Genomic DNA, 25,239 nt, shown 5'->3' on the forward strand with positions numbered 1-25,239 from the left:
GCCATGACGACTCCAATACTCACAGAACAGTCCCAATTGCCGCTGTTGCCGTTACGGGATGTGGTTGTTTTCCCGCACATGGTGATTCCGCTTTTCGTCGGCCGCCCGAAGTCGATCAAGGCGCTGGAAGCGGCCATGGAGCAAGGCAAGAGCATCATGCTCGCGGCCCAGAAGGCCGCCGCCAAGGACGAGCCTTCGCCCGACGACATCTATGAAATCGGCTGCGTGGCCAACATCCTGCAAATGCTCAAGCTGCCCGACGGCACCGTCAAGGTGCTGGTCGAAGGCGCACAGCGCGCGCGCATCCATCACATCAGCGAACTGGAAACCCATTTCGTCGCCGACCTGACCCCGGTGGAGTCCGAGCAGGGCGATGAAGCGGAAGTCGAAGCCATGCGCCGCACCATCGTGCAGCAGTTCGACCAGTACGTGAAACTGAACAAGAAGATCCCGCCCGAGATCCTGACCTCGCTGGCCGGCATCGACGACGCCGGCCGCCTGGCCGACACCATCGCCGCGCACCTGCCGCTGAAGCTCGAGCAGAAACAGGTGATCCTTGAGATCTTCAACGTCGCCAAGCGCTACGAGCACCTGCTCGGCCAGCTCGAGGGCGAGCTCGACATCCTGCAGGTGGAAAAGCGCATCCGTGGCCGCGTCAAGCGCCAGATGGAGAAGTCGCAGCGCGAGTACTACCTGAACGAACAGGTCAAGGCGATCCAGAAGGAGCTGGGCGAGGGCGAAGACGGCGCCGACCTGGAAGAGCTGGAAAAGAAGATCCTGGCCGCCAAGATGCCCAAGGAAGCGCTGGAGAAGGCGCAGAGCGAGCTGAAGAAGCTCAAGCTGATGTCGCCGATGTCCGCCGAGGCGACCGTGGTGCGCAACTATATCGATACGCTGGTCGGCCTGCCCTGGAAGAAGAAGTCCAAGGTCAACAACGACCTGCCCAACGCCGAGAAGGTGCTGGAAGGCGATCACTATGGCCTGGAGAAGGTCAAGGAACGCATCCTCGAGTATCTCGCCGTGCAGCAGCGCGTGGACAAGCTGAAGGCGCCGATCCTGTGCTTCGTCGGTCCCCCGGGCGTGGGTAAGACCTCGCTGGGCCAGTCGATCGCGCGCGCCACGAACCGCAAGTTCGTGCGCATGGCGCTGGGCGGCGTGCGTGACGAGGCCGAGATCCGCGGTCATCGTCGTACCTACATCGGTTCCATGCCGGGCAAGATCCTGCAAAGCCTGTCCAAGGTCGGCGTACGCAATCCGCTGTTCCTGCTCGATGAAATCGACAAGCTGGGCATGGATTTCCGCGGCGATCCGTCGTCGGCGCTGCTGGAAGTGCTGGATCCGGAGCAGAACCATACCTTCTCCGATCACTACATCGAGGTGGACTTCGACCTGTCGGACGTGATGTTCGTGGCGACGTCCAACTCCTTCAACATCCCGCCAGCGCTGCTGGACCGGATGGAAGTGATCCGCCTGTCGGGTTACACCGAAGACGAGAAGACCAGCATCGCCCAGCGCTACCTGCTGCCCAAGCAGATCAAGAACAACGGTCTGAAGGAAGGCGAGATCAGCGTGGCCGAATCGGCGATCCGCGACATCATCCGCTACTACACCCGTGAAGCGGGCGTGCGTTCGCTGGAACGCGAAGTGTCGAAGATCTGCCGCAAGGTGGTCAAGCTGCTGCTGCTGAAGAAGCAGGAGAAGAAGGTGACCGTCACCTCGCGCAACCTGGACAAGTTCCTGGGCGTGCGTCGCTACGACTTCGGCATCGCCGAGAAGGAAAACCAGATCGGCCAGGTGGTGGGTCTGGCGTGGACCGAAGTCGGGGGCGACCTGCTGACCATCGAAGCGGTGAACATGCCCGGCAAGGGCCAGATCATCCGCACCGGCACGCTGGGCGACGTGATGAAGGAGTCGATCGAGGCAGCCCGCACCGTGGTGCGCAGCCGTGCCCGCAAGCTGGGCATCAAGAACGAAGTGTTCGAGAAGAGCGACATCCACATCCACGTGCCGGAAGGCGCGACACCCAAGGACGGTCCGTCGGCGGGTATCGCGATGACCACCGCGCTGGTGTCCATCTTCAGCGGCATTCCGGTGCGCGCCGATGTGGCCATGACCGGCGAGATCACGCTGCGCGGCGAAGTGCTGCCTATCGGCGGCCTGAAGGAAAAGCTGCTGGCGGCCCATCGCGGCGGCATCAAGACCGTGCTGATCCCCGAGCAGAACGTGAAGGACCTGGCCGAGATCCCGGACAACGTCAAGAACAAGCTCGAGATCATCCCGGTGCGCTGGATCGACAAGGTGCTGGAAGTCGCGCTGGAACGCCAGCCGGCCCCGTTGCCGGAAGACGAAGCCATCGTCGAATCGGCGGTGGCGCCGAAGGACGGCGCTACCGATCCGGTGGTCAAGCACTGAGTTCGCCGCAAGGCATCCGCTCGTGAAAAGCGCCTCTTCGGAGGCGCTTTTTTCTTGCCGGATGAGTTTGTGAGGAAATTTCCCTCAGGAAAATGACTGCCGCCCCTGAAAATCACCGCAAATGCCGGAAAGCCGCTTGACACCTGGTTTTGCGGCTTGTTTAATAGCCGCTGCGGAATTTTTCCGCAAGGCAAGCGACGGTGAAGGGGGCTCTGCCGTTGAGTCGCAAACGCTGTCATTCAAATCAAACTTAATGTACAAGAGGGCGTAAGTGAATAAAGGCGAACTGATTGAACACATTGCCGACGCGGCAGACATCTCCAAGGCCGCAGCCGGCCGCGCGGTGGACGCATTCGTCGGTGCAGTAAAGACCACGCTGAAGAAGAACGGCACCGTGACCCTGGTGGGTTTCGGCACCTTCGCCGTCGGCAAGCGCGCAGCCCGCACCGGCCGCAATCCGCAGACCGGCGCCGCGATCAAGATCAAGGCCGCCAAGGTTCCGAAATTTAAAGCTGGTAAAGCGCTGAAAGATGCTATAAAATAATTGTCTTTCGTCGCCGCTGAACCGGTGACGGGCTGTTAAGGTAGCCGGGCGCTTAGCTCAGTTGGTAGAGCGGAGCCCTTACAAGGCTTAGGTCGGGAGTTCGAGCCTCTCAGCGCCCACCAGCACCAAGCAGTCGAGCCAGTTTAGGAGTGGTAGTTCAGTTGGTTAGAATACCGGCCTGTCACGCCGGGGGTCGCGGGTTCGAGTCCCGTCCACTCCGCCAGATAAAAGCCCCGTTCGCAAGAACGGGGCTTTTTCTTTTTCGCGCGCCAAAGAGGGCCGTGAATAAAGGCGCGGTTGAGCCCAGACGGAGCATTTGTCCCTGGCGTGCAGGGCAAGAATGCCGGGCCTGGTACAAGGATTACTCTCCAGGCAAAAAAAGCGGCGCACCTCTCGCGAAGTGCGCCGCATCCCCCTCCGGGTCAAGCCCCGATATAAGCCTGCGTCTTGCATCCCGAACCCCTCCGGGATTTGCTGCCGGCGGCCGTGGCCGCCGTTCAATCAACGAACAAATCAGTAGGTCAGCGTGACGGTCACGGTGTCCGAATAGGCGCCGGCCAGCGGTGTTTGCGAAGCCGGGATCTGGCCGTACACGGTCAGCGTTTGCAGCAGACCGGTGCCGGTGCCGGCCTGGGTGTCGGTGCCGATGGTCGAACCCCAGTTGTTGGTGCGGCCCGAATCGCGGTACAGCGCGTAGTTCAGCGTGCCGCCGCCGGTGGCGCTCATCTTGCGGGTGGTCACGGTGGAGCCGCTGCCGGTGCCGGCGTCAAGACCGACGTTGTAGGTGGTGCCGTTGGTGCACAGCACGGTGATGCTGCCGCTCTGGTTCACCACCGTTTGCGTGTAGGCGCCGAAGGCGATGGCCGAGCCTACCACGGTGCACGATGCAACCACCGACGCGGTGATCGCGAGCGAGCCGCTGGCAGTGGCGGCGAAGGATGCGGGAGCGCTGGAAGCCAGGACGACGGCGGCGATGGAAGCGCAGACGAAGCGATTTTTCTTGGCAAAAAACATGTTCATTCTCCTGTGGATCCCTGCGACTGCCCTCGCCCTGTGCGAGAACTTCTGTGTGCAGCGGGTATGGAGACACTTTAATTTTTCAGCGTGCGACACGACATCCGGCGAATCCTGAGGCAGCCTTTCCAGGGATCAGGGAAAACCTGAAATGTCGGTTAAATGCTGCCCAATGGCGGGAAAACTTTCTCCCCGGCCATGATTTTCGCTAGTACGAGATCAAAATCGTCAGCGTATCGGCGTAGGCGCCGGCCTTGACGTTCTGGCTGCCGGTGATGCGCCCGTAGGCCGTGTACTGCTTGACCACCGGCGTCAGCAGTTGCAGCAGGTAGCCGTCGGTGATGTAAGTGGTGCTGGAGGAGCCGTCTCCCCAGATGGAGGTGCGCGCGTTGTCCTGGTACACCTGGTAGTTGAGGGGTGTCGTGCCGTTGAGCATCTTGCGTTGGCTGTAGGCGCCGCTGTTGCCTGAGCTCAGTTTCACCGTGTAGGCGATGAGCAGCGATATCGTCGCCTGGCAACTGACCGTGATGGTGGCGGTGTTATCGATGTTGGCGCTCGATTGCGGGTCATAGGTGCCGAATGACAAGGTGGTGGCGGATGCCGAGCAGATCTGCTGGGCCTGCGACGCTGACGCGGCCAGGGCCAGGGCGATCGCGATCATCAGTTTGAAGAGCATGTGCATGGCGGCTCCAGTTTGATTCAGCGGCAGACCACGGTTTCGTTGGTCATGCCGCCGTCCGCCCGGCCGGGCGGCGTGAGTGTCGCGTGGCATTGCGCGCCCGAGGGCAGCAGCACGTCGAGCGTATTGACCGGCGCCAGCTCTTGCAGGTAGCTGATGCCGTCGTAACCGACCGGCGCCGACAGGCCGGTTTCGCGCACCCTGATCGAGGATCCCATCGGGATGAAATTGCCGGCGGCGTCCTTGAGCGTAATGGTGACGTCGGAGGCGCGTTTGGCGGTGAAGTTGATGACCACGCCCGAGCGATCGCGCGGCTTGACGTATTGGTCGGACTGGTCGAGCTGCAGGGTCAGCGGCAGGTCCAGCACGTCCACCGACACCTTGTTGACGTCATAGGCGCGCAGGTCGGTCAGCAGCAGCTGGCCATTGTCGTCGGTGCGTCCGGCATAGCGGTTCTCGGTATAGATCCCCACATTCTTCACGCCGCTGGCGTTGACCACGGCGAAGCTGTCCTCGATCCAGTCCGAGGCGAACACGCTGCCGTCCATCATCGTCAGCGAGCCGCGTGCGCCCAGCCGCTCGCTGGTGACATTGACCGACTGCGATGCGGCCGCGCTGAAGCTGCCGTAGCGGCTCTTGTAGTTCACCTGGCCCAGGCGCTGGCGGTAGCTGCCTTCGGTGTCCTGCAGCTGCCAGCCGATGTCGCCGATGGAAATGGTCGGGCGGCTGGCCTGGAAGGTGGTGGTGCGCTGGCCGTTGCTGTTGTTCACGCTGGCGCCGCCGACGTCGCGGCCGCCGAAGGGGATGATCAGGCCCACCGTGGCGCCGTAGCCGCTGTTGCGGAAGTCGCGATAGGCCGTCATGTACATGTTCGACGTCGAGCCGACCGACTTGAAATAGGTGATGGTGACGGTCTCGCTGTCGGAAATGCTGGTGGCGCCGCCATCGGTCAGCAGGATGGGGCTCTTGGTCATCGCATAGGCCATGCTGAGCGAGCCGGCGCTGCCCAGGTTCAGGCCCAGCGTGGCGATGGTCGAGGAGCGCGAAACCGGCGCGCCTTCGATGGCGCCGATATCCTGGTAGCCGCGCGTGGACTGGCTGCGGCTGAGCGACAGGCTGATCGGATCGGCGTTGCGTTCGATGGCCACCGAGACCTGCTGTCCCGAGCCGTTGTCCGAGCTGCTGCCCGACAAGGCGGTCGCCAGCACGGCCCGGTTGCCCAGGTTGAACACCGCGCCGGCGCCGGCCAGCTTGAGGCTGCGCATGGCCTCGCCGTGCGTTTCCAGGGTCAGCCAGTCGCTCATGCCGCGCCGGGCCGTCCCCGACAAGGCGAATTGTCCGTAGTTGTTGCTGCGCAGGCCGTAGTTGCGGCGCACCCAGCCGCCTTCGGCCGAGTAGGACGACAGGCCTTCCTTGAGCAGGCGGTCGGTAGCGTAGAAATTGACGGTGCGGAAGGTCTGGCGCCCCAGCTCGTCGGTCACCGCGACCGCGATCTGGCCGGCGCCGCTGGCAATAGGCGGCTGGCGGATCTCGAACGGTCCGGGCGGCACCGGTTGCGACAGCTGGCGCACGCCGTTGACGAACAGGTCGACGGTGGAGGGCACCACCGTCTCGCCACCCAGCGACGGCGTCGGGAAGCGAACCAGGTCGGGGCGCAGGTTGAAGTCCGACGCATACTGGAAACCGCCCATGCGCACCGAGCGGCTCCATGCCAGGCTGCCGTTGATGACGTCGCCGACCCGGTAGCGCGTCAGCGTCGCCGGTTCGGAATAGGTATAGGTGGTTTCCAGGCGCGCCGAGGTGCCGCCGCTGTTGCCCAGGTAACCCAGGCCGGTGGAGCTGAACACGCTGCTGCCGGAGAACCAGCGCGCGTCGAACAGCCCGCCAAGTGCATGCAGTCCCGAACTGGAGGTGGCCAGCAGGTCGTAGTTCAGCACCAGGCCGCGCCCGCCGGCGGACAGCGGGACATTGTTGGCGACGCTGTTGGCATCGATGTCGGTGGTGTTCATGAATCGCGCCGGGATATCGAGGTTGACCTTCGCGGCAGCTTCATCGAGCTGGATGCGGGTAGCGATGGAGCTGATCGCAATCAGGTCGTTGTCGGCTCCGTCGACTTTCAGTTTCAGGCTGCGCAGTTCAGCCGCCGTGGAGTACAGCGTTTGCTGGCGCCGCGTGAACTGCGCCACCAGGTCCGTGCCGCGCCCGTTGATCGATACTTCCAGCAACAGGGCTTCGTCCCCGGGCTCGGCGGCGCGTGCTGCCGCGCTGAGAATGACCAGGGTTAAGAGCAGTATCCAGTGTGCAAGGCGTTTCAAGGCGCCACGGTCAGTTCGGTTTCAATCGGTCCCGAGTCGCCTGTGGCCGTCATCTTCACTTTGCTGCCGGCAGCCAGAGGGGTCTCGGTGTCGATCAGGTATTGCCGCGTCACTCCTGCAAGGGTGTAAGGATTGCCGCCGGCGGGGACATTGATCTTCTTGCCGTTGGGCAGGGTGAAGGCGACGTCGAGCAGGCGCGCGCGTCGATTGCCCGTGTTCTGCACTTCCAGGCGGGCCGGCTTGCCGGCGCGCAGCGTGTAGTCAAGCTGCAGCTTCGAGGTGCCGTTGGCGGCGATGAAGACCGGCATCGAAATGCGGAACTTGAAGTTGATGGTGGCGCCTTCGGCCGCCGACGGGATCTCGTCGATCAGCATGCGGAAGGCGATTTCGTTGGGGCCGGACGGTTGCTTGGAGACGATCCGGATTACCTGCGAGGCGCCCGGCGCCAAGCTGAACACCGGCGGGCTGATGATCAGGTTCTGGGTCGGCTGGAGGTCGTCCTTGCTGTCGTTCTGCTTCCATTCGAACGCGCGCAGCTGCAAGGAGACGTCGTGATTGTCGTTGTTGACGATCTTCACCACGCCTGCGGTGCGTGATGAGGAAAGTTCGAGCACCACCGGAGCGATCTCGAAATTGGATGCCTGCGCCGTCCCGCACACCCCTGCTGCGGCGATGCAGACCATCGGCCATACCCGCGCCAAGCTCTGGAAAATGGTTCTCGTCACTGTGCGAAAACTCCGTTTTAGTTATCAGGCATCTAGATATGTTTCTAGAGTAAAACGAAATATGATTTTAGTAATGGTTTTGGTTGCATGATCACCACAAAATTTGATTGAAAGTTAATCATGCGCTTGATTTGCAGTGACTCAAGATTTTTATTCGGGGCGAGGGGCGGCGCTCACGTGCTCGATCAATGTCCAGCTCGCGCGGGCCGAGCAATGCAAAATGGCGCGGTCCTTGCGGAGCGCGCCATTGTCGGGGATGGAGCTTTGCGGTTCAGTACGACAGGGTGATGGCCACCACGTCGCTGTAGGTGCCGGCGCGCGTAGCCTGGCCGGCCGGGATGTAGCCATAGACCGGGATGCTCTGGGCCGCACCGTTGCCCACGCCGCTGAGCGTGTCGGTGCCGTTGGCGTTGCCCCAGGTCTTGGTGCGGGCCGAATCCTGGTACAGCGCGTAGTTCAGGGTGCTGCTGCCATCGGTGGTGGCGAGCTTGCGCGCGGTGGTGTTGGCGCCGCTGCCGGTGCCGGCGTCGAGGCTGATCGTATAGCTCGTGCCGTTCGAGCAGGTCACCCCGATCTGGGCGTTCTGCTGGATCGCGCTGGAGGAATAGGTGCCAAAGGGAATGGCTGCGCTCTGGACCACGCATTGCGCGGTCACCACTGCGCTGATGGCCAGATTGCCGGTGGAGGACGCTGCGAAGGCATCCGCGCCAACGGAAAATACTAGCGCGGCTGCGAGCATCAAATGATGTATTTTTTTCATTGTCAGGGGATGCCGTCTAGTAACACATTGGGGTTGAGACTATTATAGAATAAATTCGAATAAAAACTACAGAAGTGCAGAGACACAACACGCGCCAAAACGGAAAATTATAGGAAGATGCCGGATTTTGGTTCCTGAATGAAAACATTTGATGACAAGAAGCAATTGCATTCCTGTCATCTGGCTGGATTTGCTGCCATGTTGGCAATGAAGGCGCCGGATTCTTGCCCTGCAAGTGCCGGTCGCGATACGAACCGATCCGCCTTCGGTCGCAGCGCGAAGTGATCAGATTGCCGTAACGGCGACGGCGGGTTTCTCACGAGTCGGATGTCTCGCGCCTGATGCAGGGCTGCGATATCAGTCGACACCGGGGGTAACAAAGTAGTAAGTTCGCTATGTGACTAGTCAATGGAAGGGCGGAAGTGCGGCAGTGTTGCGCCAGCCGGTGCTGATGGCCGGCGCATCGTAAAACTTGCGGATGCGCGCAGGTGTCAGCAACCGGCATGAAAATGAAGAACGCGCCGGGCGGCACAAGCGACGTGTAACTGTTGAAAGTCTTGCTGCATATAGAAAAAGATGCCGATCTTCGATAAAACCAGACTGGCAACGGCCAGCACGGGCATATTCTTTTCTTTGGCGCTGCTGCTGTCGATCGGCGTGGCGGGTTTTTCCTATTACAGCGTGCGCGATTTCGAGGAGCGCGCGGTCTGGGTGCAGCATACGCACACCGTGCTGAACGTACTGGAAGAGGCGCACTCGACCCTGCGCGACACGGTCAGCAGTTCGCGCGGCTTTGTCTTGTCGGGCAACGACGAGTATCGCGGCAATTTCGAGGCGGGCGTGCGCCAGCTCAATTCGCTGATGCACGAATTACGCGGCCTGATGCGCGACAACCCGGAGCAGATGAAACGCCTGGTGGCGACCGAAGACCTGGTCGCGCAGCGCCTGCTGATGGCGCGCAAGCTGCTGGAGATCAGCCCGGATGCGGCCCAGCCCCGGCTGCTGGAAGGCAAGGCGCTGAGCGATGAGATCCGCGCCAATTTCCTGGAGATGAAGGGAGCCGAGAATGCCTTGCTGGCCACGCGATCGCATGAAACCGCCAGCAGCGCCGACGTGACTATCCTGACCGTGCTGGGCGGCAGCCTGCTCAGCATCGTGCTGCTGGTGGTGGTCTATCGCAAGCTGCGCCGGGAAATGTTCCGTCGCGTGGAAGCCCAGCAGCGCGCGCAGGCCTACTCGGACGAAATCGAAGACCTGTACAACAATGCGCCCTGCGGCTACCACTCGGTGGACGAGACCGACAAGAAGATCATCAAGATCAACGACACCGAACTGAAGTGGCTGGGCTTTACGCGCGAGCAGGTGGTGGGGCGCATGACCCACGCCGATTTGCTGGCGCCCGACAGCGCCGAGCGCTACCTGAAGGAGTTGCTGCCGCAGTTCCTGCTCAAGCGCGAGATCAACGGCGTCGACCTGAACTACCGTCGCGCGGACGGCACCATATTCACCGCCCTGGTCAACGCCACCGCCGTGGTGAACCGCGAGAGCGGGCGCCTGATCAGCCGCACGGTGATGTACGACATTTCCGACCGCAAGCGCTCCGAGGAAGAGATCGAGGCCCTGAACGCCGACCTCAAGCGCCAGGCCCTGCACCTGCACAGCGTGAACAAGGAGCTCGAGAGCTTCTCCTATTCGGTTTCGCATGACTTGCGCGCTCCGCTGCGCGCGATCTCAGGCTATGCAATGATTCTGGAAGAGGACTACGCCGAAGCGATCGACGAGAAGGGCCGCGAGCAATTGCAGGTGATCCGCCGCAACGTGCGCAAGATGGACGAGCTGATCAACGACCTGCTCAAGCTGGCCAAGTCGACCACCGGCGAACTGACCCTCGAACGCTTCTCGATGGAAGACATCGTGGAGCAGGTGATCAGCGGCCTGAAACGGGAAAACCCGAGCGTGGAATTCGAGCTCGCGCAACTGGACGGCGTGGTCGCCAACCGCGGGCTGATCACCCAGGTCTGGGAGAACCTGCTCAGCAACGCGGTCAAGTTCAGCAGCAAGAACGAGCATCCGCTGGTGCGGGTGACCATGCAGGTGAGCGAAGACGAGATCGTCTACGGCGTGCACGACAACGGCGTGGGCTTTGACATGCGCTACGCGCACAAGCTGTTCGGCACCTTCCAGCGCCTGCATCGCCAGGAAGAATACGCCGGCACCGGCATCGGGCTGGCGCTGGTGCAACGCATCGTGATTCGCCATACCGGCCGCGTATGGGCCGAGAGCAAGCCCAAGGAAGGCGCGAGTTTCTACTTCTCGCTGCCGCGCAAGGGATTGGCGCCGACGATGGTCGAGCCGCAATAGAAACGGGAAGCAGGGCGGTCGTGCCGTGACGCGCCGTCCTTGTGTCATTCAACGCATTTGTGAGAGTCAGAGGCCATGAGTATTCCGCTTCGCGTCCTGTTTGTCGAAGACATGGAAGAAGACGCCGTGCTGATGGTGCGCGAGCTCAAGCGCGGCGGCTTCGAGCCGACCTGGCAACGGGTTGACGACGAGCAGGCGCTGCTGGACGCGCTGCGCGAACAGCGCTGGGACATCGTCATCTCCGATTATTCGATGCCCACCTTCAGCGGCGTCGAGGCGCTGAAGGTCGTCAAGAAGGACAACGACCAGACGCCGTTCATCATCGTCTCGGGCATCATCGGCGAACAGACCGCGGTCGAGGTGATGAAGGCCGGCGCCCAGGATTACTTCCTCAAGAGCGCGATTACCCGCCTGCCGCACGCGGTCGACCGCGAGCTGCGCGACGCCCAGGCGCGGCGCAAGCAGCGCGCCAGCGCCCAGGCATTGCGCGAGATGCAGGCGCGCTTCAACGCCTTCATGAACGCCGCGCCGATGCCGACCTGGATCAAGGATTCGCAGCTGCGCTACAGCTACGTCAATCCGGCGCAATCCAATTTCTTCGGCATGACGCCGGGCGACATGGACGGGCTCACCGACTTCGACCTGATGTCCTCAGGCGCGGCCGAGGCTTCCCAGGAAAACGACCGCAAGGTGTTGCTGGAAAAGCGCGAGCTGCACACCCAGGAGACCGTGTTCGACCACAACCACAACGCCCGCATCCTGGACATCGTGCGCTTTCCCATCCACGGCGAAGGCAAGGGCGACATGGTGGCCGGGCTGGCCATCGACGTCACCGAGCGGGTGCAGTCGCGGCGCGAGCTGGAGCTGGCGATCCAGCGCCAGCAGCTGCTGTCTTCACGCGTCATCGAGGTGCAGGAGCGTGAGCGCCAGCATCTGGCGCGCGGCCTGCACGACGACGTCGGCCAGTCGCTGACCGCCCTGAAGATCAACCTGGAAACCATCAAGAAGACCGGTTCGCTGGAAGGCCCGTCGCTGCAGAACGGCATCGACATCGTCACCTCCGTGCTGGCCCAGGTGCGCAGCCTGTCGCTGGACCTGCGCCCGCCGCAGCTGGACAACCTGGGCCTGATCGCCGCGCTGCGCGCCTATGTCGAACAGAAGTCCAAGCTGGCCAACGTCAACGGCTGGTTCGAGAGCAGCGGCCACGACGAGGAGCTGCATCACGACATCGAGAACACCGCCTTTCGCATCGTGCAGGAGGCGGTCACCAACATCCTGCGCCACGCCAAGTGCGAGAACATCTGGGTCAAGGTCGACCGCAAGCAGGATCAGGTCTACCTGAGCATACGCGACGACGGCCGCGGCTTCGACCTGGAGCGCGCGCGCAGCAACGCCATTTCCGGCACCAGCTTCGGCATTCTGAACATGGAAGAGCGCGCGGTGCTGGTGGGCGGTTCCATGGATATTTCATCTGCGCCCGGCGAGGGGACGGAAATCGTCATGCACTTGCCGGTCGCGCCTATCGTGAGAGGGATATGACCATGCTGACACGAATCATGCTTGCGGACGACCATGCGCTGGTGCGCAGCGGCATCAAGGCGTTGCTGGCCGCGATGCCGGGAGTGGAAGTGGTGGGCGAGGCGTCCGACGGCGCCGAGGTGATAGAGATGATTCCGCAGCTCAAGCCCGACCTGGTGGTGATGGACATCGCCATGAAGGGCATGAACGGGCTGGAGGCCTTGCGACGCCTGCGCGGCGACTATCCGACCACGCGCTTTCTGATGCTGTCGATGTACGGCAGCGAGGAGTACGTGATGCAGGCACTGAACGCCGGCGCCAACGGTTACCTGTTCAAGGACTCGGCGGCCACCGAGCTGGAGAAGGCGCTCTACGAGGTCAAGCACGGGCGCCAATACCTGGATTCGCACATCTCGCGCGAGGCGCTGGACAACTACATGAAACGGGTGGCGCAGAACGGCACGCCGGTGGAAGTGTTGACGCCGCGGCAACGCGAGATCCTGCAGCTCATCGCCGAAGGCAACAACACCAAGGAGATCGCCTACCAGCTCAACGTCAGCGCCAAGACCATCGAGACGCACCGTGCGCAGCTGATGGAAAGGCTGGACATTCGCGACGTTCCAGGCCTGGTGCGCTATGCCATCCGCACCGGCATCGCGACGCCCGACAAGTGAGCCCGGCGGCATGGTGAAATAGCAACGGCGGCGCCGGAAAAATGGGGCGGAAAAATTCCTGCAGGAAGCATTTCTCCCCGGTTTTAATGTACTTCAGGAAAATTCTGATTTCTTTTGAAAGTGCCTGTGCAATAATCGCCTCACAGTGCTGAAATCGGCGTCGGCACTGGTTTTCAAGCGGACCGCCGATGTTGGACAACATTGCTGAGAGGCGCAAGCGGCATGAACGCAGGTGCGCGGTGGAGGGATCTGCCGACATGCGGTCACGGTGCAAATGCAGAGGGCATGACCATCGATGTGGTCAAACCGGCAACAATAGTTCCAGCTTGAAACTTACTGAAGAAAGCGATCCTTTATATGGATATCGAGCAATATGACATCATCCTCGTCGACGACAGCCCGGAAGTGGCGGAGTTGACTCGCTTGGCGCTGGGCACCCGCAAGCTTGCGGACAGCATGACCTGGTTTGCCGACGCGGAACTGGCCGAAGAATTCTTCTTCCAGGGCGGATATGCGGATCGCAAGGACTTGCACCCGTACCTGATTCTGCTGGACCTGAACCTGCCGATGATGAGCGGCCACGACTTCCTGAAGATCATCAAGTCCAACGCTGCAACTTCCCATATCCCGGTCGTGATGTTCTCGTCCTCGGACGACCAGCGCGACATCGACCACAGCTACGAGCTGGGCGCCAACGGTTACGTCGTGAAGTGCACCGATCCCAAGGAATTCATGGGAACGGTGGCCGACACCGGCGTCTACTGGCTCAACCGCAACCGCCCGGCGCGGGGAGGCGAGGGCAGCCAGCCCGGTCGCCTGCCGACGGGCCAGTGAGCCGATAAAAAAAGCTGCCCTCGGGCAGCTTTTTTTACGCCTGCGCCAGATACGCCGCGCGGGTGTCAGCAGTGCATGGCGCGTTGTGCGATCAACCGTGAAACTGGCGCAGGCCGGCCAGGTCGTTGATAGTGATGCTGCCGTAGTCGACCTTCAGCAGTCCCGCCTTCTCCAGCACCTGCAAGGCCTGGTTGGCGCGCTGGCGCGACGTGCCCGAGAGGTTGCCGACTTCCTCCTGGGAAATCTGCAGGTTCAGGCCGATGCCTGGGTTCAGGTAGGGATTGAACAGCGCCGCCAGGCAGCGCGCCACGCGCGCGTCGGGCTCCAGCATGCGGTCGTACTCCACCAGCGAGATGAACAGCCCCAGGCGCTCGTTGAGCTGCGTGATGAGGAAGCGGTTGAAGGGGATGCTGTTGTCCAGCAGCCAGGCGTAGGTCGCCTTGGGCATGTACATCAGCTCGCTGTCGCGCAGCGCCACCACGTCGTACTTGCGCGGCTCCTCCTTGAGCAGCGAGCCTTCGCCCAGCCAGCCGCCGTTGGCCATGCCGGCGAACGACACCGTCTTGCCCTCGGGCGAGACGCTGCTCATCTTCAGCAAGCCCTCGTGCACGCCGATCCAGTGCGTGACCGGATCGCCCTTGCGGCAGACGAAGCCGCCCGCCGGAATCTTGCGGCTGTACATCTCCGACTCGATCCGGGCCAGCTGATCTTCCGTCAGCGCCTGGGCCCAGATGCTTTTTGCCAGCATGCTTCTTATTGGTGTCTCCATCATGATGCGTCGCAATATCGAAAGTTTGACAATTGTCGGTGAGATGACATCCGCTGGCAACAACTGACTCTACTATCATCGCAAAAAAGCAGTCACCAAAAATACAGGACGGCTGGCACGCCAGGCGACACCGCAGAGGAAGTAAGAGCGGCGTAAGCAAGGCGGCACAGACTGATCCGACACCGGGCATTTCCCGCATCCTGGAAATGTCCTCCGAACCTACAAAAGCAAGGTGGGAAGATGGTGGAGACGAGACAAGACACGGAAGCGACGACGTTTCCGCGGTTGCTGCTGGCGCACGCGCAAACGCGCGGCGAGCGGGCGGCGTTCCGCGAGAAGGACCTTGGCATCTGGCAGGCCACGAGCTGGAAGCAGGTGGCCGATGAAGTGCGGGCTTTCGCCTGCGGCCTGGCCGCGCTGGGATTCAAGCGCGGCATGAGCCTGGCGATTATCGGCAACAACTGCCCGCGCCTGTATTGGGCGATGTCGGCCGCGCAGGCGCTGGGCGGCATGCCGGTCCCGCTGTACCAGGACGCGCCGGCCGCCGACATGGCCTACGTGCTCACCGACGCCAACGTCGACTTCGTCATGGCCGAAGACCAGGAGCAGGTCGACAAGGTCTTCGAGATCAAGGAAAACCTGCCGCGCATCGCCCACGTCATCTACGACGACGAGCGAGGCATGCGCAACTACCACCAGCCCGAGCTGTTGTCCTTTGCGCGCGTGCAGGAACTGGGTCGCGCCTACGACCGCCAGCATCCGGACTTCTTCATGAATGAAGTCAACGCCGGCCAGCCGGACGACGTCGCCATCATCCTCTACACCTCCGGCACCACCGGCAAGCCCAAGGGCGTGTGCCACTCGCACCGCGCGATGGTCACCACCGCGCGCACGCTGGTGGAGTTCGACCAGTTGAACGAGGACGACGACATCCTCTGCTACCTGCCGCTGGCCTGGGTGGGGGATTTCCTCTACTCGTTCGCGCAGCAGCACGTCGCGGGCTTCTGCCTGAACTGCCCGGAGTCGCCCAATACGGTGATGACCGATCTGCGCGAGATCGGCCCGACCTATTACTTCGCGCCGCCGCGCATCTACGAAAACATCCTCACCCAGGTGATGATCCGCATCGAAGACGCGGGCTGGCTCAAGCGCAAGATGTTTCATGGGTTCATGCGCGTGGCGCGCCGCGTGGGCATGCGCATCCTCGACGGCAAGCAGGGCGTGTCGGCCCTGGACCGGCTGCAGTACGCCCTGGGCAACCTGCTGGTCTACGGTCCGCTGAAGAACGTGCTGGGCATGTCGCGCCTGCGCGTGGCCTATACCGGCGGCGAGGCGATCGGCCCCGATCTGTTCGACTTCTACCGTTCGCTGGGCATCAACCTCAAGCAGCTGTACGGCATGACCGAGACCTGCGTCACGGTCTGCATGCAGCCCTCCGGCGACGTCAAGCTCGACAGCGTGGGCCGCCCCATGAAGGGCGTGGAGGTGCGCATCGCCGACAACGGCGAAGTGCTGGTGCGCTCGCCCGGCCTGATGAAGGAATACTTCAAGCGCCCCGACGCCACCGCCGAGGCGATCGACACCGAGGGTTACTTCCATACCGGCGACGCCGGCTTCTTCGACAGCGACGGCCACCTGAAGATCATCGACCGCGCCAAGGATGTCGGCAAGATGGCCTGCGGCAGCATGTTCGCGCCCAAGTACATCGAGAACAAGCTGAAGTTCTTCCCCTTCGTGAAGGAGGCGGTCACCTTCGGCAACGGTCGCGACCAGTGCATGGCCTTCATCAACATCGACATGGACGCGGTCGGCAACTGGGCCGAGCGGCGCAACCTGCCTTACAGCGGCTATACCGACCTCGCCGCCAATCCGGCGGTCTACGAGCTGGTGCGCGAGTGCGTGGAGAAAGTCAACGCCGACCTGGTGGCCGATCCGCTGCTGGCCGATTCGCAGGTCCACCGCTTCCTGATCCTGCACAAGGAGCTCGACCCGGATGACGAGGAACTGACCCGCACGCGCAAGGTGCGCCGCGGCTTCATCGCCGAGAAATACGCGGTGCTGATCGAGGCGCTGTACGCCGGCCGGACCACGCAATACATCGAGACCCAGGTCAAGTTCGAAGATGGCCGCCAGGGCATGATCTCGGCCGACCTGAAGATCGCCGAGGCCAGGACCTTCGGCGCGCTCAAGAGCGCGGCCTGAGCAGCAGTTCGCAGTCTTCATCCGGAGCAGGATCCGGCCACCAGCGCAGCAGCACCCAGACCACCGCTGAATGAACACGACCATGAAACGACACATGACCGCAGAAATCATCCCCTCCGGGATGCCGCCAGTGCCCAGTCCGGATTCGACGGCGCCGGCCATGGCCGCCAACGGCCGCCGCATCGGCGAAGTGATCCTCGACCTGCAGAACATCTCGCTGTCCTTCGGCGGCGTGAAGGCGCTGACCGATATCTCCTTCAACGTGCGCGAGCATGAGATCCGCGCCATCATCGGCCCCAACGGCGCCGGCAAGAGCTCGATGATCAACGTCATCAACGGCGTCTACCATCCGCAGAAGGGCAGCATCGTCTATCGCGGCCAGCAGCGGCGCGGCATGCATCCCAGCGCCATCGCGCGCCAGGGCATCGCGCGCACCTTCCAGAACATCGCGCTGTTCAAGGGCATGACGGTGCTCGACAACATCATGACCGGGCGCAACACCAAGATGCGGTCCGGCCTGTTCTCCAACGCCCTGTGGTGGGGTGCGGCGCGCCGCGAGGAGATGGAACATCGCCACAAGGTCGAGGAGGTGATCGATTTCCTCGAGATCCAGCACATCCGCAAGACCCCGGTCGGGCGCCTGCCGTACGGCCTGCAAAAGCGCGTGGAACTGGCGCGGGCGCTGGCGGCGGAGCCCGGCATGCTGCTGCTGGATGAACCGATGGCCGGCATGAACGTGGAAGAGAAGCAGGACATGTGCCGCTTCATCCTCGACGTGAACGACCAGTTCGGCACTACCATCGTCCTGATCGAACACGACATGGGCGTGGTGATGGATATCTCCGACCGCGTGGTGGTGCTGGACTACGGCAAGAAGATCGGCGACGGCACGCCCGACGAGGTGATGAGCAACGAGGAAGTGATCAAGGCTTACCTCGGCACCTCGCACTGAGCAAGGCTTATCCAACAAGAACAACAACAAGAACGCTGCAAGGAGACGACATGCAATTCTTTTTCGAAGTGACCCTGAGCGGTTTGCTCTCGGGGCTCATGTATTCGCTGGTGGCGCTGGGCTTCGTGCTGATCTACAAGGCGTCGGGCGTGTTCAATTTCGCCCAGGGCGCGATGGTCTACTTCGCGGCCCTGGCGGTGGTGGGGCTGATGGAGAAGGGCATGCCGATGTGGGCCGCCATCGTCGGCGCCTTCATCGTGATGATCCTGGTGGGCCTGGCCACCGAGCGCTTCGTGCTGCGCAAGCTGGTCAACCAGCCGCCGATCACGCTGTTCATGGCCACCATCGGCCTGACCTTCTTCCTCGAAGGACTGGGGCCCCTGCTGTTCGGCAGCGAGGTGCGGCCGATCGACCTTGGCATCGTCGATGAACCGATCATGTCGGTGATGGACAGCATCGGTATCGGCATCTCCAAGTTCGACCTGTTCGCCTCCGGCATGGTGGTGGCGCTGGTGGCGGTGCTGGCGCTGTTCTTCCAGAAGACCAAGGTCGGCCGCGCGCTGCGCGCCGTGGCTGACGACCACCAGGCGGCGCTGTCGCTGGGCATCCCGCTGCAGCACATCTGGGCCGTGGTGTGGGGTGTGGCCGGTTTCGTGGCGCTGATCGCGGGCCTGCTCTGGGGTTCGCGCAACGGCGTGCAGTTCGCGCTGACGATGACGGCGCTGAAGGCGCTGCCGGTGCTGATCCTGGGCGGCTTCACCTCGATTCCCGGCGCCATCGTCGGCGGCCTGATCATCGGCGCCTCCGAGAAGCTGGCCGAGATCTACATTCCGCCGGTGATGCAGGACGCCTTCGGCGGCAACTTCGGCGGCATCGAAGGCTGGTTCCCGTATGTGTTCGCGCTGCTGTTCCTGCTGGTGCGGCCGGAGGGGCTGTTCGGCGAGCGGCATATCGACCGGGTGTGAGAGCTGGACGGAAGTGATATGGCTCCGTTCGCCCTGAGTAGGCCGCAGGCCGTATCGAAGGGCAGATTCGGAGAGATAAAGAAACGCATGCGCGCCGGCTTCGATACGCCGTCCAGGACGGCTACTCAGCCCGAACGGAATCGGGTGGGACATAGAGCACAGGATTCAGGAGGAAGACATGCTGTACCGTGAAGCAGGACAATTCAAGACAAGCTACATCGCCGACAGCCAGATCTTTCCGATCCGCCAGGATCGCATCGTGTTCGCGCTGTTCATGGCCTTCGCCTTCATCGCCGTGCCCTTCATGGGCAGCGAGTACTGGTTCTCGGCGATCCTGATCCCGTTCCTGGTCTTCGCGCTGGCGGCGCTGGGGCTCAACGTGCTGACCGGCTACGCCGGCCAGCTGTCGCTGGGCTCGGCGGCCTTCATGGCCGTCGGCGCCTATGCGGCCTACAACTTTCAGCTGCGCATCGAGGGCATTCCCATCCTGCTCTCCTTCGTGCTGGCCGGCGGCTGCGCGGCCGTGGTCGGTGTGCTGTTCGGCCTGCCGTCGCTGCGCATCAAGGGCTTCTACCTGGCCGTGGCGACGCTGGCGGCGCAGTTCTTCGTGGTGTGGGCGCTGACCAAGTTTCCCTGGTTCTCCAACAACAGCTCGTCAGGCGTGATCAGCACGCCCAAGATCGACCTGTTCGGCCTCGCCATCGACACTCCGGTGAAGAAATACCTGTTCGTGCTGGGCATCGTCTGCGTCATGGCGCTGCTGGCCAAGAACCTGGTGCGCTCCTCCACCGGCCGCGCCTGGATGGCGGTGCGCGACATGGACGTGGCGGCCGAGGTGATCGGCATTCCCCTGATGCGCACCAAGCTGACCGCGTTCGCCGTCAGCTCCTTCTTCTGCGGCGTGGCCGGTGCGCTGTACGCGTTCTGCTACCTGGGTTCGGTGGAGCCGGACGGCTTCTCGCTGGACCTGTCCTTCCGCATCCTGTTCATGATCATCATCGGCGGCGTGGGCAGCATCCTCGGTTCTTTCCTGGGCTCAGCCTTCATCCTGTTGCTGCCGATCTTCCTGGACAACGTGCTGCCGCCGCTGGCATCGCTCTTGCACCTGCCGTTCACCAACGCCACCGTCTCGCACATCCAGATGATGGTGTTCGGCGCGCTGATCATCTTCTTCCTGATCGCCGAGCCGCACGGCCTGGCGCGGCTGTGGCAGATCGCCAAGGAGAAGCTGCGGCTGTGGCCGTTCCCGCACTGAGCCGGGCAAAGGATTTCATGAGTTGGAAGGGCCGGTTCGCCGGCGATAAGTCGGCAACGACAACACAAAGAGGAGACGACACCATGAAGAGCATGAAGAAAATACTGTTTGCGGCAGCCTGCGCCGCAAGCCTGCTGTCGACGGCCATGCCGGCCGCCGCGCAGAGCAACGAGCAGTTCATCGCCATCCCCAGCTACCGGGTCGGCCCCTACGGCACCAACGGCCAGTCCTACTATGGTGGCTATGTCGACTACCTGAACTACGTCAACCTCAAGGACGGTGGCGTCAACGGCGTCAAGCTGTCCTGGGAAGAGTGCGAGACCGAGTACAACAACGCCAAGGGCGTGGAGTGCTACGAGCGCATGAAGAACAAGAACCCCGTCACCCGGGGCACTGCCTACAATCCCATGGCCACCGGCATCTCCTATGCGCTGATCGACAAGACCGCCGAGGACAAGGTGCCGCTGCTGATGATCGGCTACGGCCGCACCGACGCGGTAGACGGTTCGGTGTTCCCGTACGCCTTCCCGCTGGTGACCACCTACCAGATGCAGGTCTCGGCCATCGTGAAGTACCTGGCCGGCAAGAACGGCGGCTCGCTGGCCGGCAAGAAGATCGTGTTCCTGTACCACGACTCGGCCTACGGCAAGGAGCCCATCGTCGCGCTGCAGGCGGAATCCTCGATCGGCAAGTTCAAGCTGGTCGAGATTCCGGTGGCGCACCCCGGCAACGAGCAGGGCGCGCAATGGCTGCGCATCCGCCAGGAGAACCCGGATTACGTGATCTTCTGGGGCTGGGGCGTGATGAACCAGACCGCGCTGAAGGCGGCGCAGAAGGTCGGCTATCCGCGCGACAAGATCGTCGGTTCCTGGTGGGCCGGCTCCGAGGAAGACACCCTCCCCGCGGGTGAGGCCGCCAAGGGCTACCTGTCGGCCACCTGGAACGTGGCCGGCCGCGACGTGCCGGTGATCGCCGACATCGACAAGGTGGTCTACGGTGCGGGCAAGGGCAACATGCAGGACAAGAACAAGCTCGGCTCGGTGCTCTACAACCGCGGCGTGTCGGCGGCGATCGCCACCGTCGAGGGCGTGCGCACCGCGCAGGACAAGTTCGGCAAAGGTAAGGTCATGAGCGGCGAGCAGGTGCGCTGGGGCCTGGAGAACCTGAACATCACCAATGCCCGCCTGCAGCAACTGGGCGCGACCGGCCTGCTGCCGGAGATCAAGACCTCGTGCGACAACCATGAGGGCTCGGGCAAGGTGAAGATCCAGCAGTGGGACGGCAGCAAGTGGGTGCTGGTGTCCGACTGGATCGAAGGCAACAAGAACCTGATCCACCCGCTGTTCAAGGCCTCCGCCGCCAAATACGCAAAAGAAAAAGGCATTACTCCTGCCTGCATGAAGTAGGCGCTTGCGCCGGCGGTCTTGCACGTCTCCCAACGGCTGCCGGCGCTTTTTTGGATTGCGAACCAGAAATGAACAACGCGATGAACACTGCCACCAGCGCTGCCTTGGATGCGGCGGGCACGGTACTGTCGATCAACAACATCGAAGTCATCTACGACCACGTGATCCTGGTCCTGAAGGGCGTGTCGCTGGATGTGCCGGAAGGCAAGATCGTGGCGCTCCTGGGCGCCAACGGGGCCGGCAAGAGCACCACGCTCAAGGCCATCTCCAACCTGCTGCGCGCCGAGCGCGGCGACGTCACCAAGGGCAGCATCGAATTTCGCGGCGAGCGGGTCGACCGCATGACGCCCAATGACCTGGTGCGGCGCGGCGTGATCCAGGTGATGGAAGGGCGCCATTGCTTCGGCCACCTGACGGTGGAAGAAAACCTGCTGACCGGCGCCTACACGCGCGGCATCAGCAACGGCGAGGTGAAGCAGGAGCTGGAAAAGATCTACGACTATTTCCCGCGGCTGAAGGTCAGGCGCAAGTCGCAGTCGGGCTATACCTCGGGCGGCGAACAGCAGATGACGGCGATCGGCCGCGCCATGATGGCCAAGCCGTCGATGATCCTGCTGGACGAGCCTTCGATGGGCCTGGCGCCGCAGATCGTCGAAGAGATCTTCGAGATCGTGAAGGACCTGAACACCAAGGAGAAGGTCTCCTTCCTGCTGGCCGAGCAGAACACCATGGTGGCGCTGCGCTACGCCGACTTCGGCTACATCCTGGAGAATGGCCGGGTGGTGATGGAGGGCGCGGCGCGGGACTTGTCGGATAACGAGGACGTCAAGGAGTTCTACCTCGGCGTCTCGGCGGCCGGGCGCAAGAACTTCCGCGACATGAAGTTCTATCGTCGCCGCAAGCGCTGGCTGGCGTAAGGAAAGGGGGGCGATATGGGAAATATGGCTGACCCGAACCAGGTACTGGCGCTGCTGGACGTGCTGGAAAAGCGCGATCCCCAGCAGCGCGAAGAGCAACTGATGCAGCGCCTGCCGCAACTGGTTGCGCGCGCGCAGTCCGCGCCGGGCTGGGCGCGCATCCTGCGCGGCGTCGATGCGCAGGCGATCCGCTCGCGCGCCGACCTGGCGCAGCTGCCGGTGACGCGCAAGTCCGACCTCAAGGAGCTGCAGACCCGCGAGTCGCCCTTCGGCGGCCTCAACACGACGCCGGCGCGCCAGCTGCGGCGGCTGTTCGTCTCGCCCGGGCCCATCTTCGATCCCGAGGGGCACGGCGCCGACTGGTGGCGCTTCGCCAGCCCGATGAAGGCGCTCGGCCTGCATGGCGGACACATCCTGCAGAATTGTTTTGCCTATCACTTCACCCCGGCCGCCTTCATGGTCGAGGGCGGCGCCGCGCGCCTGGGCTGCGCGGTGATCCCGGCCGGGATCGGCCAGACCGAGCTGCAGGTCAACGCGATGGCGGCCTTGAAGCCGGACGCCTATGTCGGCACGCCGTCCTTCCTGAAGATCATCATCGAGAAGGCGCGCGAGATGAACGCCGACATCTCCAGCGTGCAGCGCGCGCTGGTCAGCGCCGAGGCGCTGCCGCCGTCGCTGCGCGCCTGGTTCCATGAGCACGGCGTGCCGCAGGTGCTGCAGCTGTACGCCTCGGCCGACATCGGCAACATCGCCTACGAGACCATGCACGAGGGCGCGGTCAATCCGGGCATGGTGCTGGACGAAGACCTGATCCTGGAAATCGTGCGGCCCGGCACCGGCGACCCGGTGGCCGAAGGCGAGGTCGGCGAAGTGGTGGTGACCTCCTTCAATCCGGACTATCCGCTGATCCGCTTCGGCACCGGCGACCTGTCGGCGGTGGTGGCCGGCAGCTCCGCCTGCGGACGCACCAACACCCGCATCAAGGGCTGGATGGGCCGGGCCGACCAGACCACCAAGGTACGCGGCATGTTCGTGCATCCGTCGCAGGTAGCCGACGTGCTGCGCCGGCACGGCGACGTCATTCGCGCCCGCCTGGTGGTCAGCGGCGAGATGGCCAACGACATCATGACCTTGCATTGCGAAGTCGGCGATCCGCAAAACCCCGGCTTCGACGCCGCCGCGATTGCCGGCAGCCTGCGCGACGTCACCAAGCTGCGCGGCGAGGTGCTGCTGGTGGCGCCGGGCAGCCTGCCCAACGACGGCAAGGTGATCGAGGACGCGCGCAAATACGAATGACGTCAGGCCTTCGGCCGGGGAGCATCGCATGAAGCTGCAACTGGTGTTGGTCGCGATCCTGATGGCGCTGGCGCATGTCCGCGCGCACGCAACGGATATCGGTGGGGAGGAGGGACGGCAAGCGCACGGCGCCGATGACGGCGCCGTGCTGTTGCCCTTGCCTTGCATGATGTATTGAGGCTGCGCTTCATTGCCTCGCCGGGCGCCGCGCACATTTTGTCGCGTCGTATTGTGCCGCCGCGAAATCGCGCATAGAATCCTTGGCGGAACATGTGTTCCAACGTCGCTCGGACGGTTCCGGGCGCTTACGTGAAAGCCACCATGACGCAATCCGCAGATTCGCGCGATCCTTCGCGCACGCCGCAAGCTTCTTCATCCGTTTCTTCCCCAGTTTCCCCTGTTTCTTCTCCGGCTTCTGCCGCCGGCGGCAACGCCATCCCGGTCAGCTTCCCGCGCATCGAGCGCCTGCCGCCCTACGTCTTCAACATCACCGCCGAACTGAAGATGGCCGCGCGCCGCCGCGGCGAGGACATCATCGACATGTCCATGGGCAACCCCGACGGGCCGACGCCGCCGCACATCGTCGCCAAGCTGGTGGAAGTGGCGCAGCGCCCTGACACGCACGGCTATTCGTCTTCCAAGGGCATTCCGCGCCTGCGCCGCGCCATCACGCACTGGTACAAGTCGCGTTATGAGGTGGATTTCGATCCCGACAGCGAAGCCATCGTCACCATCGGCTCCAAGGAAGGCCTGGCGCACCTGATGCTGGCCACGCTGGACAAGGGCGACACTGTGCTGGTGCCCAATCCCAGCTATCCCATCCATATCTACGGCGCGGTGATCGCCGGCGCCAACATCCGCTCGGTGCGCATGAGCCCGGGCGTGGATTTCTTCGACGAGCTGGAGCGCGCGGTGCGCGAGAGCTATCCCAAGCCCAAGATGATGATCCTGGGCTTTCCCTCGAACCCGACCGCGCAATGCGTGGAGCTGGAGTTCTTCGAACGCGTGGTGAAGCTGGCGCGCGAGCACAACATCCTGGTGGTGCATGACCTGGCCTACGCCGACATCACCTTCGACGGCTGGAAGGCGCCGTCCATCATGCAGGTGCCGGGCGCGCGCGATGTCGCGGTGGAATTCTTCACGCTCTCCAAGAGCTACAACATGGCCGGCTGGCGGATCGGCTTCATGGTCGGCAACAGCAAGCTGGTGGCGGCGCTGGCGCGCATCAAGAGCTACCACGACTACGGCAGCTTCACGCCGGTGCAGGTGGCGGCGATCGCGGCGCTCGAGGGCGACCAGTCGTGCGTGGAAGAGATCCGGCTCAACTACGAGAAGCGCCGCAACGTGCTGGTCAAGGGCTTGCACGAGGCGGGCTGGATGGTCGATGTGCCCAAGGCGTCGATGTATATCTGGGCGCGCATCCCCGAGCCTTATCGCGCGCTCGGGTCGCTGGAGTTTTCCAAGATCCTGATGGAGCAGGCCAAAGTCTGCGTTTCGCCCGGCATCGGCTTCGGCGAATACGGCGACGAGTACGTGCGTTTCGCGCTGATCGAAAACGAGTCGCGCATCCGCCAGGCGGTGCGCGGGATCAAGGCCATGTTCAAGGCGGCCAAGGGCGGTTGAGGCAGCGTACGCGGAAAG

General features: G+C 63.1%; 21 protein-coding genes and 2 tRNA genes. 17 read left to right on the top strand and 6 right to left on the bottom strand.

Features of this window, described 5'->3' with window-relative positions; all coding sequences use genetic code 11:
- The first annotated feature begins 3 nt into the window (after window positions 1-3).
- The 4 genes from lon to CEJ42_RS09025 all read left to right on the top strand — a co-directional run bounded on the left by lon (window position 4) and on the right by CEJ42_RS09025 (window position 3,179).
- Entirely contained in the window at window positions 4-2,412 is a 2,409-nt protein-coding gene (gene lon, locus CEJ42_RS09010) for an endopeptidase La (RefSeq protein WP_079214775.1), read from the top strand.
- Between the two features lie 271 nt (window positions 2,413-2,683).
- A complete protein-coding gene (locus tag CEJ42_RS09015) occupies window positions 2,684-2,956 on the top strand; it encodes an HU family DNA-binding protein (protein ID WP_079214776.1) in 273 nt (90 codons plus the stop codon).
- Between the two features lie 46 nt (window positions 2,957-3,002).
- Window positions 3,003-3,078 (top strand) — tRNA-Val (locus CEJ42_RS09020).
- Between the two features lie 24 nt (window positions 3,079-3,102).
- Window positions 3,103-3,179, top strand: a tRNA-Asp gene (locus CEJ42_RS09025).
- A gap of 290 nt (window positions 3,180-3,469) precedes the next feature.
- Here CEJ42_RS09025 and CEJ42_RS09030 read toward each other — a convergent pair.
- The 5 genes from CEJ42_RS09030 to CEJ42_RS09050 all read right to left on the bottom strand — a co-directional run bounded on the left by CEJ42_RS09030 (window position 3,470) and on the right by CEJ42_RS09050 (window position 8,449).
- Window positions 3,470-3,970 (bottom strand): Csu type fimbrial protein, encoded by a 501-nt coding sequence (locus tag CEJ42_RS09030; protein ID WP_088750689.1) that lies wholly within the window; start codon window positions 3,968-3,970, stop codon window positions 3,470-3,472.
- 208 nt (window positions 3,971-4,178) lie between these two features.
- The gene (locus CEJ42_RS09035) at window positions 4,179-4,652 is read right to left on the bottom strand and encodes a Csu type fimbrial protein (protein ID WP_079214778.1); all 474 of its coding nucleotides are present in this window, start codon (window positions 4,650-4,652) and stop codon (window positions 4,179-4,181) included.
- Between the two features lie 17 nt (window positions 4,653-4,669).
- Window positions 4,670-6,964: a fimbria/pilus outer membrane usher protein gene (locus CEJ42_RS09040; protein ID WP_079214779.1), complete on the bottom strand. Its 2,295-nt coding sequence runs from the start codon at window positions 6,962-6,964 to the stop codon at window positions 4,670-4,672.
- The gene (locus tag CEJ42_RS09045; RefSeq protein ID WP_243397826.1) at window positions 6,961-7,689 is read right to left on the bottom strand and encodes a fimbrial biogenesis chaperone; all 729 of its coding nucleotides are present in this window, start codon (window positions 7,687-7,689) and stop codon (window positions 6,961-6,963) included. The genes CEJ42_RS09040 and CEJ42_RS09045 overlap by 4 nt, the downstream gene beginning before the upstream one ends.
- Before the next feature lie 271 nt (window positions 7,690-7,960).
- Complete coding sequence (locus CEJ42_RS09050) at window positions 7,961-8,449, bottom strand: Csu type fimbrial protein (protein ID WP_079214781.1); 489 nt, start codon at window positions 8,447-8,449, stop codon at window positions 7,961-7,963.
- 576 nt (window positions 8,450-9,025) lie between these two features.
- Here CEJ42_RS09050 and CEJ42_RS09055 point away from each other — a divergent pair.
- The 4 genes from CEJ42_RS09055 (at window position 9,026) to CEJ42_RS09070 (ending at window position 13,836) form a co-directional block, all read left to right on the top strand.
- On the top strand, window positions 9,026-10,810 hold the full coding sequence (locus tag CEJ42_RS09055) for a sensor histidine kinase (protein ID WP_079214782.1): 1,785 nt from the start codon (window positions 9,026-9,028) through the stop codon (window positions 10,808-10,810).
- Window positions 10,811-10,885: 75 nt separating this feature from the next.
- A complete protein-coding gene (locus CEJ42_RS09060; RefSeq protein WP_079214783.1) occupies window positions 10,886-12,349 on the top strand; it encodes a hybrid sensor histidine kinase/response regulator in 1,464 nt (487 codons plus the stop codon).
- A gap of 2 nt (window positions 12,350-12,351) precedes the next feature.
- Window positions 12,352-13,002 carry a response regulator gene (locus tag CEJ42_RS09065; protein ID WP_079219048.1) on the top strand — a complete coding sequence of 217 codons (651 nt, stop codon included), beginning with the start codon at window positions 12,352-12,354 and terminating at the stop codon, window positions 13,000-13,002.
- Between the two features lie 357 nt (window positions 13,003-13,359).
- Window positions 13,360-13,836: a response regulator gene (locus CEJ42_RS09070; protein WP_079214784.1), complete on the top strand. Its 477-nt coding sequence runs from the start codon at window positions 13,360-13,362 to the stop codon at window positions 13,834-13,836.
- Window positions 13,837-13,927: 91 nt separating this feature from the next.
- Here CEJ42_RS09070 and CEJ42_RS09075 read toward each other — a convergent pair whose 3' ends face one another.
- A complete protein-coding gene (locus CEJ42_RS09075) occupies window positions 13,928-14,584 on the bottom strand; it encodes a Crp/Fnr family transcriptional regulator (RefSeq protein WP_237772474.1) in 657 nt (218 codons plus the stop codon).
- Window positions 14,585-14,845: 261 nt separating this feature from the next.
- On the opposite strand from CEJ42_RS09075, the gene CEJ42_RS09080 reads away from it, so the two are divergent.
- The 9 genes from CEJ42_RS09080 (at window position 14,846) to alaC (ending at window position 25,221) form a co-directional block, all read left to right on the top strand.
- Window positions 14,846-16,807, top strand: a complete 1,962-nt coding sequence (locus CEJ42_RS09080) for an AMP-dependent synthetase/ligase (RefSeq protein WP_088750691.1) — start codon at window positions 14,846-14,848, stop codon at window positions 16,805-16,807.
- 70 nt (window positions 16,808-16,877) lie between these two features.
- On the top strand, window positions 16,878-17,759 hold the full coding sequence (locus tag CEJ42_RS09085; protein WP_079214786.1) for an ABC transporter ATP-binding protein: 882 nt from the start codon (window positions 16,878-16,880) through the stop codon (window positions 17,757-17,759).
- A 50-nt stretch (window positions 17,760-17,809) separates the two neighbouring features.
- Window positions 17,810-18,724, top strand: a complete 915-nt coding sequence (locus CEJ42_RS09090) for a branched-chain amino acid ABC transporter permease (protein WP_079214787.1) — start codon at window positions 17,810-17,812, stop codon at window positions 18,722-18,724.
- 178 nt (window positions 18,725-18,902) lie between these two features.
- Window positions 18,903-19,979 carry a branched-chain amino acid ABC transporter permease gene (locus tag CEJ42_RS09095; protein ID WP_088750692.1) on the top strand — a complete coding sequence of 359 codons (1,077 nt, stop codon included), beginning with the start codon at window positions 18,903-18,905 and terminating at the stop codon, window positions 19,977-19,979.
- Window positions 19,980-20,062: 83 nt separating this feature from the next.
- Complete coding sequence (locus CEJ42_RS09100) at window positions 20,063-21,385, top strand: ABC transporter substrate-binding protein (RefSeq protein WP_088750693.1); 1,323 nt, start codon at window positions 20,063-20,065, stop codon at window positions 21,383-21,385.
- Between the two features lie 80 nt (window positions 21,386-21,465).
- Window positions 21,466-22,302, top strand: coding sequence for an ABC transporter ATP-binding protein (locus CEJ42_RS09105; protein WP_079219050.1), 837 nt, complete (start codon window positions 21,466-21,468; stop codon window positions 22,300-22,302).
- A gap of 24 nt (window positions 22,303-22,326) precedes the next feature.
- Complete coding sequence (locus CEJ42_RS09110; RefSeq protein WP_088750694.1) at window positions 22,327-23,598, top strand: phenylacetate--CoA ligase family protein; 1,272 nt, start codon at window positions 22,327-22,329, stop codon at window positions 23,596-23,598.
- Window positions 23,599-23,626: 28 nt separating this feature from the next.
- Window positions 23,627-23,776, top strand: a complete 150-nt coding sequence (locus tag CEJ42_RS24990; RefSeq protein ID WP_158522503.1) for a hypothetical protein — start codon at window positions 23,627-23,629, stop codon at window positions 23,774-23,776.
- A 143-nt stretch (window positions 23,777-23,919) separates the two neighbouring features.
- Window positions 23,920-25,221 (top strand): alanine transaminase, encoded by a 1,302-nt coding sequence (alaC, locus tag CEJ42_RS09115; RefSeq protein WP_088750695.1) that lies wholly within the window; start codon window positions 23,920-23,922, stop codon window positions 25,219-25,221.
- Window positions 25,222-25,239: the final 18 nt, after the last annotated feature.

Source organism: Herbaspirillum robiniae, from assembly GCF_002213415.1.
GTDB classification, from domain to species: Bacteria; Pseudomonadota; Gammaproteobacteria; order Burkholderiales; family Burkholderiaceae_D; genus Herbaspirillum; species Herbaspirillum robiniae.

Bases quoted from the DNA above. Each gene is read 5' to 3' on its own strand.
- CEJ42_RS09030 (WP_088750689.1), bottom strand. From the start codon at position 3,970: ATGTTTTTTGCCAAGAAAAATCGCTTCGTCTGCGCTTCCATCGCCGCC.
- CEJ42_RS09100 (WP_088750693.1), top strand. From the start codon at position 20,063: ATGAAGAGCATGAAGAAAATACTGTTTGCGGCAGCCTGCGCCGCAAGC.
- CEJ42_RS09060 (WP_079214783.1), top strand. From the start codon at position 10,886: ATGAGTATTCCGCTTCGCGTCCTGTTTGTCGAAGACATGGAAGAAGAC.
- CEJ42_RS09050 (WP_079214781.1), bottom strand. From the start codon at position 8,449: ATGAAAAAAATACATCATTTGATGCTCGCAGCCGCGCTAGTATTTTCC.
- CEJ42_RS09085 (WP_079214786.1), top strand. From the start codon at position 16,878: ATGAACACGACCATGAAACGACACATGACCGCAGAAATCATCCCCTCC.
- CEJ42_RS24990 (WP_158522503.1), top strand. From the start codon at position 23,627: ATGAAGCTGCAACTGGTGTTGGTCGCGATCCTGATGGCGCTGGCGCAT.
- CEJ42_RS09035 (WP_079214778.1), bottom strand. From the start codon at position 4,652: ATGCACATGCTCTTCAAACTGATGATCGCGATCGCCCTGGCCCTGGCC.
- lon (WP_079214775.1), top strand. From the start codon at position 4: ATGACGACTCCAATACTCACAGAACAGTCCCAATTGCCGCTGTTGCCG.
- CEJ42_RS09080 (WP_088750691.1), top strand. From the start codon at position 14,846: ATGGTGGAGACGAGACAAGACACGGAAGCGACGACGTTTCCGCGGTTG.
- CEJ42_RS09110 (WP_088750694.1), top strand. From the start codon at position 22,327: ATGGCTGACCCGAACCAGGTACTGGCGCTGCTGGACGTGCTGGAAAAG.
- CEJ42_RS09105 (WP_079219050.1), top strand. From the start codon at position 21,466: ATGAACACTGCCACCAGCGCTGCCTTGGATGCGGCGGGCACGGTACTG.
- CEJ42_RS09065 (WP_079219048.1), top strand. From the start codon at position 12,352: ATGCTGACACGAATCATGCTTGCGGACGACCATGCGCTGGTGCGCAGC.
- CEJ42_RS09095 (WP_088750692.1), top strand. From the start codon at position 18,903: ATGCTGTACCGTGAAGCAGGACAATTCAAGACAAGCTACATCGCCGAC.
- alaC (WP_088750695.1), top strand. From the start codon at position 23,920: ATGACGCAATCCGCAGATTCGCGCGATCCTTCGCGCACGCCGCAAGCT.
- CEJ42_RS09075 (WP_237772474.1), bottom strand. From the start codon at position 14,584: ATGCTGGCAAAAAGCATCTGGGCCCAGGCGCTGACGGAAGATCAGCTG.
- CEJ42_RS09070 (WP_079214784.1), top strand. From the start codon at position 13,360: ATGGATATCGAGCAATATGACATCATCCTCGTCGACGACAGCCCGGAA.
- CEJ42_RS09090 (WP_079214787.1), top strand. From the start codon at position 17,810: ATGCAATTCTTTTTCGAAGTGACCCTGAGCGGTTTGCTCTCGGGGCTC.
- CEJ42_RS09055 (WP_079214782.1), top strand. From the start codon at position 9,026: ATGCCGATCTTCGATAAAACCAGACTGGCAACGGCCAGCACGGGCATA.